This window comes from Comamonas sp. E6 (genome assembly GCF_001010305.1).
GTDB classification, from domain to species: domain Bacteria; phylum Pseudomonadota; class Gammaproteobacteria; order Burkholderiales; family Burkholderiaceae_C; genus Comamonas; species Comamonas thiooxydans.
Window position 1 is genome coordinate 1 of the sequence record NZ_BBXH01000005.1, and the last position, 19,284, is coordinate 19,284.

Sequence of the window (19,284 nt, forward strand, 5' to 3'; positions counted from 1 at the left end):
GAATGGGAAGGATGTCGGCAGCGCTCAGCCCCTGTAGCCTGGAGGCCAGCATGATGTCGTTCAGACGTTCCTGATGATGGTCCAGCAGTTGCTGGACACGGATATGCAAGCCTGTAAAGGGTTTGCCATGCGAGGGCAGAACATAGGTGTTCTGTGGGAGAGCGAAGTAGCGCTTCAGCGATGTGAGAAACAGCTGCAGCGGGTTGGCTTCGGGCTCGGAAGAATGCACGCTGACATTGGCGGAAATACGGGGAAGCACCATGTCGCCGCTGATCAGTGTCTCGAGCTCGGCGCAGTAAAGCGCCATGTGCTCCGGCGCGTGACCATAGCCGGCAATGCATTGCCATGTGCGGCCGTTGATGTCGATCTCGTCGCCATCCATGATGCGGTGATAGATGTCGGGTATGGGGGCCACCAGGGAAGAGTAGTAGCTGCCACGGCCGCGGACATGGAGCAGAAATTCCTCATCTCTTTGTCCGTGCAGGCTGTAGAAGTCTGCACCGGATTCGCCGCCGAAGCCGTCCCTGTCTTTCATGGCGACGCGGGCGACGTTGTAATCGGTGGCGCTGATCCACAAGGGCGTGTTCCATTGCTGGCAGAGCCAGCCGGCCAGGCCGATATGGTCGGGGTGCATATGGGTGACGATGACGCGCAAAACGGGCAGGCCTTCCAGTTCGGCGGCGAAGATCTGCTCCCATTGCTCGCGCGCCTCGGTGCGATTGACGCAGCAGTCGATGACCGTCCAGCCCTCGCGTACCTGGCCATGCAGATCGGTCTGGCGATCACGCAGCAGCCAGAGATTGATGTGATCGAGGGCAAACGGCAAGGTCATGCGGATCCACTTGACGCCGGGCGCCACTTCCAGAGTCTGGGCCGGACCGGGCAAGGTATCGCCGAGTGGGTAGTGAAGAGCGGATTCTTGGCTTGAGGTCATGGGGCGGTATTTCGTTTAGCATTGACGTTAACGTAAACGTCAGTTTTGTCAAAGCATTTTAGAGATCAAGCCACCTCTGGCAGTCGCCTGTGCGATGCAAGACTTACAACCCCACAGAATCATGTCGACCATTTACACCATCAGTGACCTTGCCAAAGAGTTCGATCTCACGACCCGGGCCATCCGTTTTTATGAGGACATGGGCTTGCTGCAGCCGGAGCGCTCCGGCGCAGGCGGTCGCAATCGCGTGTATTCATCGAGAGACCGCGCACGTCTGCGCCTGACGCTGCGGGCCAAGCGCCTGGGACTGTCGCTGTCCGAGGCCAAGGAAATCATCGACATGTATGACAGCCCGCGTGATACGGGCGTGCAGCTGCGCAAGTTTCTTGACGTGCTGGCCATCCATCGCAAGCAGCTCGAAGCGCAGATGGCCGATCTGCAGGTGACTCTGGATGAGGTGCGAGAGCAGGAAAAAGAGGCTCGCACACTATTGAAAAGGAGCGAGAGCAAAAATGGCGCATAATTGACGTTTACGTAAACGTCAATTGCAAAGCTTTGCTGGAGAGTTGCCATGTCTGTTGCAGGTGTCACCGAGTCTCTGGATTTTGTTCATCGGGTGAAGCAGAGCTTTGCGAAGCAAGGCGCCATGGCCACGATTGGCGCGGAGCTGAGCCTGGTGGAGCCAGGCGTTGTCGATATCTGTCTGGACTGGGCTCCCGGCCTGACGCAGCAGCATGGTTTTTTGCACGCCGGCATGGTATCCACCGCACTGGACTCGGCCTGCGGCTACGCGGGCCTGACGCTGATGCCGGCCGATGCGGCCGTGCTCACCATCGAATTCAAGATCAACCTGCTCGCTCCTGCCAAAGGCCAGCGCTTTCGCATGGAAGGCCGGGTCATCAAGCCCGGACGCACCATCACCGTATCCGAAGGCAAGGCGTTTGCCATTGACCAGGGAAAAGAGAAACTGATTGCCACAATGGGCTGCACTCTGATGTGTGTGCAGAACCGTGAAGGCATACAACACTGACAAGACGATTCGTCAGACCCATATCTACAGGAGACAACCATGAGCCTTGCCAATCTGCCCGGACTGAACTTCCAGCTTGGTGAAGACATCGATGCGCTGCGTGATGCGGTGCGTGAATTCGCACAGAGCGAGATTGCTCCGCGTGCGGCCGAGATTGATCGCAGCGACCAGTTCCCCATGGACGTGTGGCGCAAGTTCGGCGAGCTGGGCGTGCTCGGCATTACCGTCCCCGAGCAGTACGGCGGCGCCGATATGGGCTATCTGGCGCATATGGTGGCCATGGAGGAAATATCGCGTGCCAGTGCCTCGGTGGGCCTGTCCTATGGCGCGCACAGCAATCTGTGCGTGAATCAGATCAATCGCAACGGCAGCGAGGCGCAGAAGGCCAAATACCTGCCCAAGCTCATCAGCGGCGAGCATGTGGGAGCTCTGGCCATGAGCGAGCCCGGCGCCGGCTCCGACGTGATCAGCATGAAGCTCAAGGCCGAGGACAAGGGCGGCTACTACCTGCTCAACGGCAGCAAGATGTGGATCACCAACGGGCCCGACGCCGACACCCTGGTGGTCTATGCCAAGACCGAGCCGGAGATGGGCGCGCGCGGCGTGACGGCCTTTCTGATCGAAAAGGGCATGAAGGGCTTCTCGATCGCGCAAAAGCTCGACAAGCTGGGCATGCGCGGCAGCCACACGGGCGAGCTGGTGTTCCAGGATGTGGAAGTGCCGGCTGAAAACATTCTTGGCGGCCTGAACATGGGCGCCAAGGTATTGATGAGCGGCCTGGACTATGAGCGCGCCGTCCTGACCGGCGGCCCGCTGGGCATCATGCAGTCCGTCATGGACAATGTCGTCCCCTATATCCACGACCGCAAGCAGTTCGGCCAGAGCATCGGCGAGTTCCAGCTGATCCAGGGCAAGGTGGCGGACATGTACACCGTGCTGCAAGCAGGCCGCTCTTTTGCCTATACGGTCGCTAAAAACCTGGATCTTCTGGGAACCGATCATGTGCGCCAGGTTCGCAAGGACTGCGCCAGCGTGATCTTGTGGTGCGCCGAGAAGGCCACCTGGATGGCCGGCGAGGGCGTGCAAATCTATGGCGGCAATGGGTATATCAACGAGTATCCGCTCGGTCGCCTGTGGCGAGATGCGAAACTCTACGAGATTGGCGCTGGCACCAGCGAAATTCGCCGCATGCTCATAGGCCGCGAGCTGTTTGCTGAAACCTGCTGAAAAAGCAGGAGCTGCGCCGTTCTTTCAACCACAAAAAGAAGGATAGCTTCATGACAACGACCTCCATCGAAGAACTGTTTGTCCACAACCGCCAATGGGCAGACCAGATGGAGCGTGATCGTCCTGGTTTCTTTACCGGACTGATGGCGCAGCAAAAGCCCAAATACATGTGGATCGGCTGCTCGGACAGCCGCGTGCCAGCCAACCAGATCACGGGTCTGGAGCCTGGCGAGGTGTTCGTGCACCGCAACGTGGCCAACGTGGTGGTGCCCAGCGATCTGAACTGCCTGTCCACCATCCAGTACTCGGTCGATCATCTGAAGATCGAGCACCTGATGGTTGTGGGCCACTATGGCTGCGGCGGCGTGTATGCGGCGCTGAATAATCTGCGTCTGGGTCTGGTGGACAACTGGACCCGCCACGTGCGCGACGTGCGCGACAAGCACATCAAGCTGCTGGAAGGCATCTCCACCCAGTTCCGCCACGATGTGCTGTGCGAACTCAACGCCATCGAGCAGGTGGTCAACGTGGCTCAGTCCACCGTGATGCAGGATGCCTGGGCCCGTGGTCAGAAGGTGACTCTGCACGGCTGGTGCTACAGCCTCAACAACGGCCACATCACCAACCTCGAAATGACCGTGCCTGGTGTGGGCGGCCTGGAGGATGTCTACAACAAGGCTGTCGAGAAGGTCGCTGCGCGCAAGCGCGACTGATCGCTGCCGCTGCGCAGTTGCAGTGCCCTCAAGCGGACTCAAGGCCTGTGTCGCTTGTTCCGTTTGAGAGTGCTGCTCACTTATCTGGAGCGACTGGCCCGCCATGTTTCCGCAACGACTGGACGCCCCCGAGGCCTATGCCATTGCGCAGGCCCTGATGCATGGCTACAACCAGCATTACCGCATGTTCAGTGCGGAAGCTGCCCGAGCCAAGCAGCGCTTCGAGACCATGGACTGGCCGGGCCAGCAGCAGGCTCAGCGTGAGCGCATAGAGTTCTACGATCGGCAGGTGCGTGCCTGCATCCAGAGGCTGGAAGAGGAGTTTGCCGCCAGCCTGCAGAGCATGGCTGTCTGGCAGCAGGTCAAGCTTCATTACATCGGCCTGATGGTCGATCATCTGCAGCCGGAGCTGGCCGAGACCTTCTTCAACTCGGTCACCACCAAGATTCTGCACCGCACCCATTTCCAGAACGACTTCATCTTCGTGCGTGCTGCCGTCAGCACCGAATACCTGGAAAATACCGCGCCGGGTGCCGTACCCATCTACCGCGCCTACTACCCCGGCAACCTCGCCCAGATCGAAGGCACGCTGCAGAGCCTGTTCGAGCAGCTGCAGCTGCAATGCCGCTTCGAAGACCTGCAGCGCGACGTGCATCTGCTGGCCGAGCGCATACGCGAGAGGCTGGCGGGCCTGACGCTCAGGGCCAACTTCCAGCTTCAGGTGCTGTCCAGCCTGTTCTATCGCAACAAGGGAGCGTATCTGGTCGGCAAAATCATCACCGGCTATACCGAGCTGCCGCTGGCGATTCCCATCCTGCATGGAGAAAAGGAGCAGCTCATACTGCATGCGGCCCTGTTCGGAGAGGACGACCTGCATGCGCTGTTCAGCTTTGCGCGCGCCTATTTCATGGTGGACATGGAAGTGCCCAGCGCCTATGTGAGCTTTCTGCGCAGCCTCATGCCGCGCAAGCCCAAGGCGGAAATCTATAACGCCCTGGGTCTGGCCAAGCAGGGCAAGACCCTGTTCTACCGCGACTTTCTGCATCATCTGCGCCACTCCAGCGATCAGCTGCGCATTGCGCCCGGCATCAAAGGCCTGGTCATGCTGGTGTTCGACCTGCCGAGCTTCCCCTATGTGTTCAAGCTCATCAAGGATCGTATCGCCAGCAGCAAGGATGTCTCGCGTCCCCAGGTCAAGGCCAAGTACCAGCTGGTCAAGAAGCATGATCGTGGCGGCCGCATGGCCGACACCATGGAGTACAGCCTGGTGGCTTTTCCCAAGGAACGCTTCAGCGATGAACTGCTGGCCGAGCTGCATGCCCAGGCTCCCGAGCAGATCGAGATCAGCGACCGCGACGGCGACGGGCAGATGGAAGTCATCATCAGCCATCTCTATATCGAGCGTCGCCTGGTGCCGCTGAATCTGTTCCTGATGGAGTGCCTGGCCGAGGCAGACACCAAGCCGGAGCGCCGCGCCGCCATGGAGCGCGCGATTCTCGAGTACGGCAATGCCATCAAGGATCTGGTCGCCACCAATATCTTTCCCGGCGACATGCTGTGGAAGAACTTCGGCGTCACGCGCGGCGGCAAGGTGGTGTTCTACGACTATGACGAGATCGAATACCTGACCGACTGCAATTTCCGCGAGGTGCCGCAGCCGCGAACCGAGGAAGAGGAGATGTCGGGCGACATCTGGTACTCGGTCGGCCCCAGGGATGTCTTTCCCGAGACTTTCGGGCCTTTTCTGCTGGGCCATCCGGCCGTTCGCGACATCTTCATGCGCCATCACGCCGATCTGCTGGAGGCCGAGTTCTGGCGCGGTCACCAGAGCCGTATCCGTGACGGTCATTTCCTGGACGTGTTCCCCTACGAGCGCAGCCGCTTTCTGCATGCCGGCGACGCAGGACTGGACACGCAGCGTTTCGAGATTCCCGCCAATAGCCTCGCTTGAAGAGGCAGATCACATCCATCCATTTTTCAAGGAGACAAACCATGCATCAGGATCCCGTAGTCATCGTCAGCGCCGCCCGCACTCCCATGGGCGCGTTCCAGGGCGATTTTTCCGATCTGGCCGCCCATGACCTGGGGGGGGCAGCCATCAAGGCGGCAGTCGAGCGCGCCGGCATCCGGCCCGAGCTGGTGGAAGAAGTGCTGTTCGGCAACTGCCTGATGGCGGGCCAGGGCCAGGCTCCGGCTCGCCAGGCCGGCTTCAAGGGCGGACTGCCGCAAAGCACGGGCGCCGTGACCCTGTCCAAGATGTGCGGCGCCGGCATGGAGGCCACCATCCTGGCGCACGACCAGCTCATCGCCGGCAGCCGCGAGGTGATGATTGCCGGCGGTATGGAGAGCATGACCAATGCCCCTTATCTGCTCAAGAAGGGGCGTGGCGGCTATCGCATGGGACACGACAAGATCTTCGATCACATGATGCTCGACGGTCTGGAGGACGCCTATGAGGCCGGCCGCTCCATGGGCACTTTCGGTGAGGACTGCGCCGCCAAATACCAGTTCACGCGTGAAGCGCAGGACGCGTTTGCCATTGCCAGCGTGCAGCGCGCCCAGGCCGCCGCGCAAAGCGGTGCTTTTGACGCCGAAATCACGCCCGTCACCGTCAAGACCCGCAAGGGCGACGTGACCGTCAGCGTTGACGAAGGCCCGGCCAAGGCCAAGCTGGACAAGATCTCCAGCCTCAAGCCTGCGTTCAAGAAGGACGGCACCATCACTGCCGCCTCCAGCTCCAGCATCAACGACGGCGCTGCCGCCATGGTGCTGATGCGCGAGTCCACGGCCAAGCAGTTGGGCTGCAAGCCGCTGGCGCGCATCGTCTCGCACGCGACCTTTGCACAGGCACCCGAGTGGTTCACCACCGCACCCGTGGGCGCCACCGAAAAGGCGCTCAAGAAGGCCGGCTGGGCCGTGGAGGATGTGGACCTGTGGGAAATCAACGAAGCCTTTGCCGTGGTGCCCATGGCGCTGATGGCCGATCTCAAGGTCTCGCATGACAAGGTCAACGTGAATGGCGGCGCCTGTGCTCTCGGACACCCGATTGGCGCCAGCGGTGCGCGCATTCTGGTCACCCTGCTGCACGCGCTTAAGACACGCGGCAAGAAGAAGGGCCTGGCCACGCTGTGCATCGGTGGCGGTGAGGCCACGGCCATGGCAATTGAGCTGATCTGACGCCATTTGCTCAGAACCGTCACCGGTTTGCTCTACAGTGAACGCATGTTCAACGGATTGCACGCATTCGCGCTGAATGTGTGCAGCTCACATTGCGGAAATCATTCATGAGCGCAGACATTCACCACGACGAGAGCGAGACCATCAAGCCGCTGGAGCCGCAGCAGATTGATGCTTTCTGGGGCGATTTTTCCAACCAGCTGAGCCAGCTGGAGGAGCTCGATCGCCATGAGTTTGTGGAAAGCTCCAATGAGTTGCTGCACCAATATGCACCGGGCCTGAGTCTGGAGCTGGAAGGCAAGCTCTGGGAGGCCGGCTCCCGTCTGGTGATCTCGGCCCATGGCAACACGGCGCAGTTCGAGAATGCCCAGGCACTGGTGCGCCAGGCGCCGCGTTTCGAGCATTACAGCGTGCAGGCGTTTCGCAGCCGCGCGCTGGGCAGCAACTTCGGCATGCGCATGGACGGCTTCGAGCTGGCCTGCTCCGATATCCGGGTGGGCTATTACGATGCGGGAGGCATCATAGGCCTCAAGCTCTCGTTCGAGAAGCCCATTGCCAGGGACATGGCCGAGCATGCGCAGCACATGGCTTTCATCATGCTGGACCATGTGCTGGGCGAGTGGGATTTTTCCGTACGCGTGGGTCCGGTCGAGTTTGCCTCGGAGGCGGCGGCCGATGTCTACGGCTCCGCACTGCTGTCGGAGTTCCCGCCGCTGTTCGATGGCTTCATCCGCCAGCAACTGGGCCGCAGCTATGAATTCCCCCAGGAAGACAGCGACCGCTGGCTCTCGCTCGAAGTGCGTGCACAGGATGCCGACGAGGATGCGCCGCCTGACATCCTGACCTTCCACGACGGTGCCAATGCCGTGGCCACGCGCGCCGATCTGTCGCATTTCATGGAATGGCGCTTCAATTTCTCCAGCCAGCAGGAGCTGGACGGGGTGCGTGACGCCCAGGATGCGCTGGATGAACAACTCAGCCGTGAACAGCGCGGCATTCTTGCCTTCTCGCGCGTGGAAAACATGAGTGCCCGCGTGGCCACCTACTATGTGGAAGATCCGGCCCATGCGGTGCAACTGGCCGCACAGCTGGGCAGACAGCATGTGCCCGAGCTGGAGGGCGAGCTCAGCGTGAGCTTCGACCCTTCCTGGAACGAGTTCCTGTCACTGTACGCAGCCATCCACCGCAACGACCGTCCCGAGGAGGTCCTGGCTTCATGATCACTTCGCGCGAACAACTGCTGCAGTTGTACGAGCCTCCTGCCGAGCGCGCGTTGCTCAAGCAGCAGTGGGAGCTGGATCGGCACTGCCTGCGCTTTATCGCGCTGTCGCCGTTTCTGGTCATGGCCACCGGCGGTGCGGGCGGCACCTTGCTCGATGCTTCGCCACGAGGCGGCAAGCCTGGCTTCGTCAAGGCACCGGACGCCAATACCTTGCTCATTCCCGATGCGGGCGGCAACAACCGGCTCGACAGCCTGAGCAATCTGCTCGACGACCCGCGCCTGGGTTTGCTGTTCTTTGTGCCGGGCTTTGACGAAACCCTGCGCGTCAACGGCACAGCCCAGCTGCGTGACGAGGCGCATTACACGGCCTTGTTTGCCAGCGATCATTTCCGCCCCAAGCTGGTGATCGAAGTCCGTGTGCAGGAGGCCTATCTGCACTGTGCCAAGGCGCTGATGCGCTCCCGCCTGTGGAGCGAGGAGGCCAGGGTGGCGCGCAACGTCATGCCCACGCTCAATCAGATCATCCATGCCCAAATGGGACTGACCGCCCAGCCCGAGTCGCAGGAAAGCATGGTGGCCCGCTATGGCGCCATGATTGCTGCCGAGCAGACCAAGAAAAGTTGATAGCTGACAGCGCTTGTCATGAAAGGATTTTCGATGGAAAACGTTTTGAAACCAACCATTCATAGGCGCAAACAGCTATGGCTTTGATACTGATTCTTGGCGCATCACGCGGCCTGGGCCGAGCCCTGGCCGAGGCCTATCTGGCACAAGGCCACCAGGTGATTGCCACCGTGCGCAAGGCTGAAGACATGGTCGACCTGCAGGCACGCGGCGCCCGGGTGCTGCAGGTCGATCTGGCAGATCCTGCCAGCGTCAGCGGCCTGGCCTGGCAGCTCGACGGGGCCAGCATCGATATCGCGCTTTACGTGGCCGGTGTCTGGGACGGTCATGACGCAGGCGTGCCGCCTACCCAGCAGCAGTTCGATCTGGTGATGCACAGCAATGTGCTGGGCTTTATGCAGGCCCTGCCGCAGATTGCTCCCATGGTGCAGGAGGCTGGCGGCGTGATCGGCGCCTTCTCCAGCGGCATGTCCCTGCTGGCCGATGCGGACGAGAGCGCCTGGCTGTACCGCGTCAGCAAGGCTGCGCTCAATATGGCCGTGGTCTCGGCCTGCCGCCAATGGCCGGGCCTGACGCTGCTGGCGCTGGATCCGGGCTGGGTGCAGACCGAGATGGGCGGCGCTGCGGCCCCGCTGTCGGTGGCTCAAAGCGTGCAGGGGCTGATGCAGGCCCTGGCGCAGGTCAAGCCCGAAGACCGTGGTCAGCTGCTGCGCCACGACGGCAGATACATCAAGCTTCTAGACGCCTAGCCCAGGCTGAACAACGGGCATATAGCTATAAATATCGGAGACAACATGCTGCTGAATCAGGACCAGGAAATGATCCGCGACGCTTTGCGCGATTTTGTGCGCGAGCAGATCACACCCCATGCCGCGCGCTGGGACAAGGAGCACGAGTTCCCCAAGGACGTGCACCAGGGGCTGGCCGCGCTCGGTGCCTATGGCATCTGCGTGCCCGAGGAACTCGGCGGTGCGGGCCTGGACTATGTGAGCCTGGCGCTGGTGCTCGAGGAAATCGCCGCTGGCGATGGTGGCACCAGCACCGTCATCAGCGTGACCAATTGCCCGGTCAATGCCATCCTCATGAAGTACGGCAATGCCGGCCAGCAGGAGCAATGGCTGCGTCCGCTGGCGCAGGGCCAGATGCTGGGAGCCTTCTGCCTGACCGAGCCCCATGTGGGCAGCGATGCCTCGGCGCTGCGTACCACGGCCGTACGCGATGGCGGCGACTACGTCATCAACGGCGTCAAGCAGTTCATCACCAGCGGCAAGAATGGCGATGTAGCCATCGTCATCGCCGTCACCGACAAGACGGCGGGCAAGAAGGGCATGAGTGCCTTCATCGTGCCCACCGGCAATCCCGGCTACCAGGTGGCACGCCTCGAAGACAAGCTGGGCCAGCACAGCAGCGATACGGCGCAGATCAATTTCGAGAACTGTCGCATTCCCGCCGCGAACCTGATCGGGGCCGAGGGCGAGGGCTACAGGATTGCACTTTCCGCGCTGGAAGGCGGGCGTATCGGCATTGCCGCGCAAAGCGTGGGCATGGCGCGTGCAGCCTTTGAATGCGCGCTGCAATACAGCAAGGAACGCGAGAGCTTTGGTCAGCCCATCTTCAACCATCAGGCCGTGGGCTTCAGGCTTGCCGAATGCGCGACGCAGATCGAAGCGGCCCGGCAACTGATCTGGCATGCTGCCAGCCTGCGTGATGCGGGTCTTCCCTGCCTCAAGGAAGCAGCCATGGCCAAGCTCTTTGCCAGCGAGATGGCCGAGCGCGTATGCAGCGCCGCCATCCAGACCCTGGGCGGCTATGGCGTGGTGAGCGACTTTCCCGTGGAGCGCATCTACCGCGATGTGCGCGTATGCCAGATCTACGAAGGCACCAGCGATGTGCAGAAGATCCTGATCCAGCGGGCGCTGGCCTGATCTGAGTCAGGTGGCAAAAGCCCGCCGCTGTCAACTGTTGTGCACGAGGCTGTGGCACATCAGGGGACGGGCCGGTTGCCGATGTCACAAGGCCTGCTTAGGATGTGCTCAGTGTGGGGAGTTCCCCCAGGGGTTTCAACCATTTGCAGCAGGAGTCCGGCATGCCTTTTGCCCAGGTCAATGGTCAGAATATCTACTACGAGGACACGGGAGGGCGTGGCCCGGCCATTGTGTTCTCGCACGGCCTGCTCATGGATCACACCATGTTCGAGCCGCAGATACAGGCTTTACAGGGGCAGTATCGCTGCATCAGCTGGGATGAGCGCGGCCACGGGCAGACCGCTGATCCCGAGCATTGCGAAGCGTTCAGCTACTATGACTCGGCCGACGATCTGGCGGCCTTGCTCAAATATCTGGGTGTGGAAAAAGCGGTGCTGGTGGGCATGTCGCAAGGCGGCTATCTGTCGCTGCGCTGCGCGCTGATTCATCCGGATGTCGTGGGTGCGCTGGTGCTGATAGACACCCAGGCCATGCTGGAAGACCCCGAGCAGATGCCGCACCACGAGGCCTTGCTCAAGGCCTGGATGGAGCATGGGCTGTCGGATGACATGGCCACCATCGTGGAGCACACGATTCTGGGCCAGGGCTGGCCCGGAGCTGCGCAGTGGCGCGCCAAATGGAAGCAGGCCTCTCCGATCAACCTGGGGCAGAGCTTTGCGACGCTGGCGCTGCGCGACGACATCAGCCCGCGCCTGGCCGAAATCAAGGTGCCCGCGCTGGTGATTCATGGCGACAAGGATGCTGCCATCGGTGTGGAGCGTGCGCGGGCCATGTTCAAGGGCTTGCCCCAGGCCCAGTGGGTGGATGTGGCCGGTGCGGGCCATGCAGCCAATCTCACGCACCCGGAACCCGTGAATGCGGCCATCAGGCAGTTTCTGGACGGCCTGCACTGAGAACTTAAACACGTTCTGAGGCTCTCAGGCCTCCCCCAGCTCAGCCATGCTGCGCTTGCGCAGCACCACGGTGATCTGGCCGTTGGTCTCGATCGTGGCACGCTCCACCTCATGCGCGTTGAGACAGCCATTGGAGCGCAGGGCCGCCGCCAGGTCTTCGGCAGTGATCTGCTCCTGCGTCATCAGACTGGGTTGCACAATGCCTTGGTGAATCAGAACCTTGGGTTTGCCATTCACCAGCCTGCGAAGCCTCGCAAAGCGGTAACTCAGGCGGGAGAGCAGCGCATGGCAGGCCAGCAGCGTGCCGGCACTGATCAGGCCGCCGATCAGCGAGTTGTCGCCGGCATTCATGGAGTTCTGTACTGCGTTGGAAAGAATCAGCAGCAGCACCAGGTCGAAAGGTGCGTACTGGCCGGTCTGGCGCCTGCCGGTCAGACGCAGAAACACCAGCAGAAACAGGTAGACGCTGACACCGCGAATCACGAACTCCCACCAGGGAGCAGCCATGGAGAACATAGGCAAACCTTTGAGCAGCGAGCTTTGGACTGCCGCTACTGTGCTCTGAGGCAACCGACTGCGCAAGCCGGCTTGCTCGTTGTTCGACTTGGTCGACAATGCAGCATTGCCAATCAAGACTGCCAAAGTTGTGAAAGAAGCCGAGAAAAAGCGGGACTGTCCCTGTGGACGCAAGAATGCCAAGGGGCGGCTGCTGGCCTATGCCGATTGCTGCGGCCGCTATATCGATCACTGGGATGCCCGGCCCGCTCCCGATGCCGAGGCGCTGATGCGCTCGCGCTACACGGCCTTCGTGTGTGAGAGTCAGGAATATTTGCAAGCCACCTGGCATGCCAGCCAGCGCCCGTCGCAGCTCGATTTCGATGCCGCCACCAAATGGCTGGGGCTGGATGTGAAGCAGTTTCAGTTGACCGGCGATGCTTCTGCGGAGGTCGAATTCGTCGCCCGCTATCGCCTGGCGGGTCGTGCCGTGCGCTTGCATGAGCGCAGCCGCTTTGTGCTCGAGGGTGGGCGCTGGTTCTACGTCGATGGCGACCAATTCTGAAGTCGATTCGGCGCAGCTGACCCGGCTGCAGGCCTGGTTGCGCCTGTTGCAGTCCCTGGCTTCGCGTGGCTCCTCCGAAATCGCCGCATTGCTGATTCCCGCCCTGCTGCTGTGGGTCAGTACCCGCAACAGCCCTGCCGTCAGCACGGGGCTGGCCTGGTGGTGGGGGCTGATGATCGTCATGGCACTGGGCTTTCTGCTGTTTCGCCGCAGCCTGCATCGTCAGTGGCGGTCGGCGCGCGATTGGGAGCCATCGCGACTGCAGGCGGCATTGACGACCTGGCAGCGACAGCTGGCGCTGGCCGCACTGATCAACGGCCTGCTTTGGGTCAGCGTGCTGGCCTTTACCTGGGGCGAAAGCCATAGTGAGCTGCGTCTGCTGATCTATCTGGTGCTGCTGGGCGTGATGGCGTCGGCTGCCACTTTTCTGGCGCCCGTACTGCAGGTATTTGCCGCCTTCATGGCGGGTATCTACTTGCCCATGTTGCTGTGCACGCTGCATTACTTTCCGAAAAAAGGCCCTTATCTGTTGCCGCTGCTGCTGCTGTACGGCGCCATACTTGCGCGCCACGCCTGGGGCGCGCGGCGTTTCGTGCAGCAGCAGATGGCGCACGAGCTGGAGCGTCAGGCACTGGCGGAGCGCTATCGCGAGGCCAAGGAGCAGGCCGAGAATGCGCTGGCCGAGAAAAACTGGTTCATTTCCGCCGCCAGCCATGATCTGCGGCAACCCTTGCATGCCATGGGCCTGATGCTGCAAGCCGCCCACCAGCGCAATCAGGATGACGAGCTGGCACAACTGCTGCAGGAAATGCAGGCCTGCACGCGCGATCTGGGCTCCATGTTCAACGACCTGATGGATCTGTCGCGACTTGAGGGCGACAGCTTCGCACCGCAATGGCAGGCGGTATCCATGAGTGCGGTGCTGGACGAGGCTCGGCGCCTGTTCTCGCGCGAGGCAGCGCAGCGCGGTCTGCGTCTGCGCGTGAGGCAGCCGGCTCATATGCCGGCGCTGTGCACGGATGCGGTGCTGTTGCGGCAGATGGTTTTCAATCTGCTGCAAAACGCGCTGCGCTACACGGACCAAGGCGGGGTGCTGCTGGCGCTGCGGCACAGGCAGGGGCGCTGGCTTTTGCAGGTGTGGGACAGCGGCTGCGGCATGAGCGAGCAGGAATGCGCACAGGTCTTCATGCGTCACTATCGCAGCCCTGCGCGCCAGCAGCGCGATGCCAGGGATGGCGTGCCGGCGCCATTGCGCGGGCGTGGCCTGGGCTTGTCCGTGGTGGCGCTGGCGGCGCAGCGGCTGGGCGTGGAATGCGGGGTTCAGTCGCTGCCGGGCAAGGGTTCATGTTTCTGGCTGCGCTGGCCGCAGGATGCCGAGCAATGGCAGACCTCGTCTGTGCTGCCGGCACCGCCGATATCGACTGGGCCGCAGTGGTTCGCCCCCTTGCAGGGACACTGTCTGGTCGTGGAAAACGATGCGCAGCTGGCCCCGGTGCTGGTGCAGATTTTGCAGAGCTGGGGTGTGCAGGTGCAAAGAGCGCGCAGCTTGCTTGAGGCGCAGCAACTGCTGGCCGATGGATTGCGGCCAGACTTTGTGTTGTGCGACCAGCGATTGAAGGATGGTGCAAGCGGGCTTGAGTGCTTGATGCAGCTGCTGGACCAGCATCCGCAAGCCAGCGGTGCTTTGATGAGCGGCGATGAGGAGATGCTGGAGCAGGTCCAGGATCAGGGCTATCTGGCTCTGGCGACGCCCTTGCAGCCCGACCAGCTGCATGCGGTGCTGGCGCGCTGTATGGCGATCCGTCAGCCTTAGTCCAAGTCGACCTCGATGCCTCGCATGCGCGTGATCAGTGCCACGCGGTTGCTGGCGCCCAGGCGCTGAAGCAGGGCGGTGACATGTTCCTTGACCGTGTATTCGGACAGGTTCAGCGCCTGTGCAATGGCGCGATTGGGCTTGCCCTGCAGCAACAGGCTCAGCACCTGCGCCTGGCGGGCAGTGATGCCGAGCTCTCTGGCGCTCATATGCAGGATGCTGCCCGCGGTTGGTGCCGGAGGGGCGGTGGGGATGGGAGGCAGGGCCTCAAACCAGGTGCGGCCGCTCAGCAGGGCTTGCACTGCTGCCTGAAATTCGTGAGACGGGCTGCTTTTGTGCACAAAGCCATGCACACCTGCGGCTGCGGCCTTGCTGGCGATGGCCGGGTGCTTGTCGCCGCTGGTCACCAGAATGCGTGTGCCAGGAGCCAAGGCCAGGATGCTGTGCACAAATTCCAGTGATGCGCCGTCCTCCAGCCAGAAGTCCATCACGGTGATAACGGGTTCGCCCAGCGCAGCAATCATTGCCAGAGCCTCATTGCCGTGTGCCGCACAGCGCACCCGCTGCACGCCGGCGCTGGTCATCAGCATATGGGCTGCACCCTCCGCGACCAGCGGGTGATCATCCACCACCAGCGCATAGGGCTGTGCGCTCAGTTGAGTGGTGCTCAGGATTTGCAGTAGATCGGGCATGAGCGTTCCTTTGGGGCTTGGTAACAAAGACCCCTCCTCGGTAGGGAGTGATCTGCTCGCAAGCCTTCTGACAATGTCTGTAATACGACGCTGCTTGTTATCTCAGTGTCGGGATATGGACATTTTCAACCAACATCAAGACCGAGGAGCAAGCCCGTGCCATCTCTTATGCAAATCACCCGTAGAACTGCAGCCTTGCTGCTGATTTCCACTCTGGCTGCCTGTGGCGGCGGTGGTGGTGGAGACGGAGGCAGCGGCGCAGGCTCAGGAGGCGGCTCCGAAGGTGGCGGCGGCAATACGGGAGGCGGGGACAACGGCGGCGGCAACAATGGTGGCGGTACTGGTGGCGGCACCGGCAATCAGGCCGTCACGGGAACCTACAAGATGGGCGGTCAGACGGCCACCAGCCATGCGCAGATGCTTGAAGCCGCCAACAGCATGGGGGCCGACGGCTATGCGCTGTTCAGCTCCCTGGCGGGCTCGGTCGGTTCGACCGGTTCGGAGATCGGCGACTTCTACCTCACGGATACCGCGCATGCCGGGCGCAAGTTCAGCTATGTCAATCCTGCGGCGCAGCCATCGCGCACCGCCTTTCTGGCACAGCTGAACCAACAGGGCAGCAGCGGCTATATGTACAAGTCCGATGCGGTGTTCAGCGATGTCAGCGACATCCGCAGCGTCTATGTCAAGGACAACAGCCGCAGCGACCAGTTCAGCTACAGAACGGTGACGCCCGTGGCCACGACCGCTGAAGCCTTTGCCACGGAGCTCAACGGACAGGGGGCCGAAGGCTATCGCTATCTGGGTCCCCAGATCGTCAACAACGAGCTGTTCAGCCTGTATGCCAAGCGCAATGACAGCGTCACCTATACCTATCAGGTCGACAAGCTCGGCAGCGCATCCTCGGCCGCCGATGCTGCAGAAATGAGAACGCGCCTGGCCCAGAAGGGTGCGGACGGCTGGTTCATTCGCGGCACGCAGGGGCTGGGCAGCGACCCGATGAATATGAACTATGTGGATGTCTTCGAGAAAAGCTCGGCACAGAATGGCGCCATCGAGTATCTGGTCGAGGCCTCGGCAAGCAGTGACTCGCTCACAACCCAGCTGAGCAATATGAATGCCAATGCAGCCAACGGCTTCTTCTATTTCAGCGGCATCATGACTGCCGACAACAAGACGAGCACCATCTACGCCAAGAACAGCGCGTGGATGATCAATCCGCTGGCCGGAGTGACCTTCCCCTGAACTCGAAAAGGGCGTGAGCGCATAATCACGCCCTCTGTTTCTTGATACTAGGCGCCGTTGGGCGCCTTTTTTGCATCCCATGATGCGCTGGTAATGCTTCCATGACTGCTTTTGACGCTGTGCTTTTCGACTGTGATGGTGTGTTGGTGGACAGCGAATCCATCACCAATCGCGTGCTGTGCACCATGCTCAACGAATCCGGCTGGGCGATCAGCCAGGAACAGTGCACGCGTGACTTCATCGGCAAAACGGTACGCAGCCAGGCGACCGTGATCGAGGCCCATACCGGCAAGCCGCTGACCGATGCCTGGATGGCAGAGTTCTACGAGCGCCGCAATGCTGCGCTGAGTGCCGAGCTGGTAGCCATCGACGGCGCACTGGAAGCAGTCAGGCGGATTCATGCACTGTGCGATGGACGCATTGCCTGCGCCTCCGGTGCGGACCGTGCCAAGGTGGAGATGCAGCTCACCAAGGTGGGCATGGAGCCTTATTTCGAAGGTCATGTCTACAGCGGTCATGAAATGCCACGCAGCAAGCCCTTCCCCGATGTGTATCTGGCTGCGGCCGAAGCGCTGAAGGCCGATCCTGCCAAGTGCCTGGTGATCGAGGACACCATGACCGGCGTGCAGGCCGGCGTGGCAGCAGGTGCCACCGTCTGGGGCTATTTCCCGGCCGATCAGGGCCATGCCTCGGCAGAGCAGTTGCTCGAGGCCGGCGCCGCCTGCGTGTTCGGTGACATGGGGGATCTGCCCGCCATGTTCGAGGCCGTGCGCAAGAGCGCCGCCAGCGCTTCGGTCGGCGAAGACGACGAGCACGACCTGCGCTGAAGCGCTCTCAGTCCCAGATCGACAGCGCCTCGCGCAGCCGTTTCACTGGCTGATCGTCGATCACGCTGTTGTGCAGCAGGATCACGCGCTGCACGGGCCAGCTTTGGACCCGCTTCACCCAGTTGCGCACGGCGGCCCTGTCCCTGACCAGCAGGCGCACGGTGCGCGGCACGGTCAGGCGCTCATGCCCGCCCGTCAGACCCAGATACATGCGTACCGGCAGGCTTAGCGGTCCCTGCCAGCATTGCAGCACGTCGGTGGCGATGAGGCTGCCGCTGGCCGGGTGGAGCCACAGCGTCTCGTCGAGCATGGGAATGCCGTCCAGCCGCAGGCACTGCAGCTCGCCTGCCCAGGGTGCTTCGGAGTCCGGAGGCAAGGGCTCCAGCAGCGGCAGATCAGGTCGCTTGCGCAGCACGCCTTGTGTGCCATAGATCCTGGCCTGTGGATAAAGCCTGGCCAGTTTGCCCACGAACAAATGGTGCATGGCGCTGGGTGCGACTATGTGTTGCAGCGGTCCCAGGGCGTCGAGCGCAGCTTTCTGCCCGCCCGTCAGCGGCACTGCAGAGTGCGAGAACAGGCTGCCGTCGGCCAGCCGGATCACCGTCATGCGTGTGCTGACCTTCAGCCCTGCATTGCTGAAGTGATAGCTGAGTGCCCATACCCCATCAGCGATTGCCTGCCAGTTTTCTGAGGATTCCTGCATGGAGAGCTCCTTGCGTCAGGCGGCGCGCTGGCCGGCGGTTTTGCGGAATTCCGAAGGGGAGAGCCCTGTCCAGAGGCGAAAGGCGCGGATAAAGCTTTTGTCGTTGAGAAAGCCGCAGGCCTGGGCCACGCGCTTGATGGGGCGGCTGGTGCGCAGCAGCAGCGCAATCGCGCGTTCACGCCGGATATCGTCCTTGAGGGCCTGCAGCGAAATACCTTCTTCCTTGAGCTGGCGGTGCAGGCTGCGCTGCGACAGATGCAGTTGACGGGACAGCGTTTCAGCCGTCTGCTGCTCCTCCCCGCTGGCGGCCAGCAGATGGCGCACGCGCTGCACCAGAGTCTTCTCGCGCTGGTAGGGGCGCACCTGGATCGGCAAGGCGCGCTGCAGCATCCGGTTGAGGGCGGCCTCGTCGCGCGCCAGCGGTGCCTGCAGCCAGCGTGCTTCAAACTGCAGACTGGCGACGGGGGCATCAAAAGCGATGCTGCCCGGTGCGAAAAGCACCTTGTAGACATCGGCATGCGCGGGCTCGGCAAACGGAAAGCTGGCATGCAGCAGGCTGATCGGTTCGTTGATCAACCAGCTGGCAAAGCCGTGGATATTGCGCAGCACCGATACCATGCAGAACTCGCGCATGGCGCCCAGTGGACGGCTTTCATGCAGGGTAAGGGTGGCAATGCCGGCCTGCTCGCTGAGCTGCAGCTGTATGTCCTGCGCAATCAGGCCGTGATGTCGGCACCAGCGCGCCAGCGCCAGGCCCAATTGCGGTGCGCTGATGCTGGCGCGGGCCAGCATGCCGTAGCTGCCCCAGGGCAGGCGACGCTCGAACCAGCCCAAGGCTTCATCGTCCAGCTCGCGCATGGCTGCATCGGATAGTGCCTCCATCTGCAGGGCCGTGATGCGCTCGTTGGCATCGTTAATCAGATCTGGCGGGATTTGTGCCTTTTCCAGAGCTCCTAGCGCTGACATCTGCCTGGCTTCATAAGCGCTGACAATGGCTTTGACAAACGCCATGGGGGTAATTGCCGGGTGCGATTTGAGCACGGAGCTGGCATGGTGCGGTAGTGGAGTCTTGACCAGAGAGGGGGTGAGCATTTGGCAATTATTGCAACCTTTGTGACCTCTTCTGGACAGGGCTTGCC

At 61.8% G+C, this 19,284-nt stretch carries 20 protein-coding genes; 15 read left to right on the forward strand and 5 right to left on the reverse strand.

The window, feature by feature from the left end:
* On the reverse strand, positions 1-934 hold a 934-nt coding region (locus CSE6_RS01080; RefSeq protein WP_059439870.1), incomplete at its 3' end, for an MBL fold metallo-hydrolase.
* 121 nt (positions 935-1,055) lie between these two features.
* Between CSE6_RS01080 and CSE6_RS01085 the strand changes: the two genes are divergently transcribed.
* From CSE6_RS01085 to CSE6_RS01135, 11 genes are all read left to right on the forward strand, one after another.
* A complete protein-coding gene (locus tag CSE6_RS01085; protein ID WP_003061601.1) occupies positions 1,056-1,457 on the forward strand; it encodes a MerR family DNA-binding transcriptional regulator in 402 nt (133 codons plus the stop codon).
* Positions 1,458-1,505: 48 nt separating this feature from the next.
* Entirely contained in the window at positions 1,506-1,964 is a 459-nt protein-coding gene (locus tag CSE6_RS01090; RefSeq protein ID WP_012836884.1) for a PaaI family thioesterase, read from the forward strand.
* A gap of 39 nt (positions 1,965-2,003) precedes the next feature.
* The gene (locus tag CSE6_RS01095) at positions 2,004-3,191 is read left to right on the forward strand and encodes an isovaleryl-CoA dehydrogenase (RefSeq protein ID WP_059439711.1); all 1,188 of its coding nucleotides are present in this window, start codon (positions 2,004-2,006) and stop codon (positions 3,189-3,191) included.
* 50 nt (positions 3,192-3,241) lie between these two features.
* Entirely contained in the window at positions 3,242-3,904 is a 663-nt protein-coding gene (gene can / locus CSE6_RS01100) for a carbonate dehydratase (protein WP_003061612.1), read from the forward strand.
* 103 nt (positions 3,905-4,007) lie between these two features.
* Positions 4,008-5,855 carry a bifunctional isocitrate dehydrogenase kinase/phosphatase gene (gene aceK, locus CSE6_RS01105; RefSeq protein ID WP_034379154.1) on the forward strand — a complete coding sequence of 616 codons (1,848 nt, stop codon included), beginning with the start codon at positions 4,008-4,010 and terminating at the stop codon, positions 5,853-5,855.
* A gap of 41 nt (positions 5,856-5,896) precedes the next feature.
* Positions 5,897-7,081: an acetyl-CoA C-acyltransferase gene (locus CSE6_RS01110; protein WP_034357074.1), complete on the forward strand. Its 1,185-nt coding sequence runs from the start codon at positions 5,897-5,899 to the stop codon at positions 7,079-7,081.
* A gap of 107 nt (positions 7,082-7,188) precedes the next feature.
* Positions 7,189-8,301: a hypothetical protein gene (locus CSE6_RS01115; protein ID WP_059439712.1), complete on the forward strand. Its 1,113-nt coding sequence runs from the start codon at positions 7,189-7,191 to the stop codon at positions 8,299-8,301.
* Complete coding sequence (locus tag CSE6_RS01120) at positions 8,298-8,927, forward strand: MSMEG_1061 family FMN-dependent PPOX-type flavoprotein (RefSeq protein ID WP_034357077.1); 630 nt, start codon at positions 8,298-8,300, stop codon at positions 8,925-8,927. The genes CSE6_RS01115 and CSE6_RS01120 overlap by 4 nt, the downstream gene beginning before the upstream one ends.
* Positions 8,928-9,004: 77 nt before the next feature.
* Positions 9,005-9,676: an SDR family oxidoreductase gene (locus tag CSE6_RS01125; protein WP_034357079.1), complete on the forward strand. Its 672-nt coding sequence runs from the start codon at positions 9,005-9,007 to the stop codon at positions 9,674-9,676.
* A gap of 45 nt (positions 9,677-9,721) precedes the next feature.
* Positions 9,722-10,852 (forward strand): acyl-CoA dehydrogenase family protein, encoded by a 1,131-nt coding sequence (locus tag CSE6_RS01130; RefSeq protein WP_034391770.1) that lies wholly within the window; start codon positions 9,722-9,724, stop codon positions 10,850-10,852.
* Between the two features lie 161 nt (positions 10,853-11,013).
* A complete protein-coding gene (locus tag CSE6_RS01135) occupies positions 11,014-11,805 on the forward strand; it encodes an alpha/beta fold hydrolase (protein ID WP_003073149.1) in 792 nt (263 codons plus the stop codon).
* Positions 11,806-11,829: 24 nt separating this feature from the next.
* On the opposite strand, the gene CSE6_RS01140 is transcribed toward CSE6_RS01135, so the two are convergent.
* Positions 11,830-12,321: a DUF421 domain-containing protein gene (locus CSE6_RS01140; protein ID WP_034357088.1), complete on the reverse strand. Its 492-nt coding sequence runs from the start codon at positions 12,319-12,321 to the stop codon at positions 11,830-11,832.
* Positions 12,322-12,451: 130 nt separating this feature from the next.
* Here CSE6_RS01140 and CSE6_RS01145 point away from each other — a divergent pair, with 130 nt between their 5' ends.
* Positions 12,452-12,865, forward strand: coding sequence for a YchJ family protein (locus CSE6_RS01145; RefSeq protein ID WP_034357660.1), 414 nt, complete (start codon positions 12,452-12,454; stop codon positions 12,863-12,865).
* Entirely contained in the window at positions 12,849-14,678 is a 1,830-nt protein-coding gene (locus tag CSE6_RS01150) for a hybrid sensor histidine kinase/response regulator (RefSeq protein ID WP_039049461.1), read from the forward strand. Before CSE6_RS01145 ends, CSE6_RS01150 begins: the two co-directional genes overlap by 17 nt.
* On the opposite strand, the gene CSE6_RS01155 is transcribed toward CSE6_RS01150, so the two are convergent.
* Positions 14,675-15,370 carry a response regulator transcription factor gene (locus CSE6_RS01155; RefSeq protein WP_059439713.1) on the reverse strand — a complete coding sequence of 232 codons (696 nt, stop codon included), beginning with the start codon at positions 15,368-15,370 and terminating at the stop codon, positions 14,675-14,677. The genes CSE6_RS01150 and CSE6_RS01155 overlap by 4 nt on opposite strands.
* A gap of 156 nt (positions 15,371-15,526) precedes the next feature.
* Between CSE6_RS01155 and CSE6_RS01165 the strand changes: the two genes are divergently transcribed.
* Positions 15,527-16,615: a hypothetical protein gene (locus CSE6_RS01165; RefSeq protein WP_045838542.1), complete on the forward strand. Its 1,089-nt coding sequence runs from the start codon at positions 15,527-15,529 to the stop codon at positions 16,613-16,615.
* Between the two features lie 101 nt (positions 16,616-16,716).
* Positions 16,717-17,442 (forward strand): HAD family phosphatase, encoded by a 726-nt coding sequence (locus CSE6_RS01170; protein ID WP_045838541.1) that lies wholly within the window; start codon positions 16,717-16,719, stop codon positions 17,440-17,442.
* Positions 17,443-17,449: 7 nt separating this feature from the next.
* Here the strand turns inward: CSE6_RS01170 and CSE6_RS01175 are convergent, their stop codons facing one another.
* On the reverse strand, positions 17,450-18,145 hold the full coding sequence (locus CSE6_RS01175) for a DUF4336 domain-containing protein (RefSeq protein ID WP_034379171.1): 696 nt from the start codon (positions 18,143-18,145) through the stop codon (positions 17,450-17,452).
* Positions 18,146-18,160: 15 nt separating this feature from the next.
* A complete protein-coding gene (locus tag CSE6_RS01180; protein ID WP_059439714.1) occupies positions 18,161-19,237 on the reverse strand; it encodes an AraC family transcriptional regulator in 1,077 nt (358 codons plus the stop codon).
* Positions 19,238-19,284: the final 47 nt, after the last annotated feature.

Coding starts and splice junctions, on each gene's coding strand:
- CSE6_RS01150 (WP_039049461.1), top strand. CDS start 12,849: ATGGCGACCAATTCTGAAGTCGATTCGGCGCAGCTGACCCGGCTGCAG.
- CSE6_RS01085 (WP_003061601.1), top strand. CDS start 1,056: ATGTCGACCATTTACACCATCAGTGACCTTGCCAAAGAGTTCGATCTC.
- CSE6_RS01155 (WP_059439713.1), bottom strand. CDS start 15,370: ATGCCCGATCTACTGCAAATCCTGAGCACCACTCAACTGAGCGCACAG.
- aceK (WP_034379154.1), top strand. CDS start 4,008: ATGTTTCCGCAACGACTGGACGCCCCCGAGGCCTATGCCATTGCGCAG.
- CSE6_RS01140 (WP_034357088.1), bottom strand. CDS start 12,321: ATGTTCTCCATGGCTGCTCCCTGGTGGGAGTTCGTGATTCGCGGTGTC.
- can (WP_003061612.1), top strand. CDS start 3,242: ATGACAACGACCTCCATCGAAGAACTGTTTGTCCACAACCGCCAATGG.
- CSE6_RS01090 (WP_012836884.1), top strand. CDS start 1,506: ATGTCTGTTGCAGGTGTCACCGAGTCTCTGGATTTTGTTCATCGGGTG.
- CSE6_RS01130 (WP_034391770.1), top strand. CDS start 9,722: ATGCTGCTGAATCAGGACCAGGAAATGATCCGCGACGCTTTGCGCGAT.
- CSE6_RS01095 (WP_059439711.1), top strand. CDS start 2,004: ATGAGCCTTGCCAATCTGCCCGGACTGAACTTCCAGCTTGGTGAAGAC.
- CSE6_RS01170 (WP_045838541.1), top strand. CDS start 16,717: ATGACTGCTTTTGACGCTGTGCTTTTCGACTGTGATGGTGTGTTGGTG.
- CSE6_RS01180 (WP_059439714.1), bottom strand. CDS start 19,237: ATGCTCACCCCCTCTCTGGTCAAGACTCCACTACCGCACCATGCCAGC.
- CSE6_RS01115 (WP_059439712.1), top strand. CDS start 7,189: ATGAGCGCAGACATTCACCACGACGAGAGCGAGACCATCAAGCCGCTG.
- CSE6_RS01110 (WP_034357074.1), top strand. CDS start 5,897: ATGCATCAGGATCCCGTAGTCATCGTCAGCGCCGCCCGCACTCCCATG.
- CSE6_RS01175 (WP_034379171.1), bottom strand. CDS start 18,145: ATGCAGGAATCCTCAGAAAACTGGCAGGCAATCGCTGATGGGGTATGG.
- CSE6_RS01125 (WP_034357079.1), top strand. CDS start 9,005: ATGGCTTTGATACTGATTCTTGGCGCATCACGCGGCCTGGGCCGAGCC.
- CSE6_RS01135 (WP_003073149.1), top strand. CDS start 11,014: ATGCCTTTTGCCCAGGTCAATGGTCAGAATATCTACTACGAGGACACG.
- CSE6_RS01120 (WP_034357077.1), top strand. CDS start 8,298: ATGATCACTTCGCGCGAACAACTGCTGCAGTTGTACGAGCCTCCTGCC.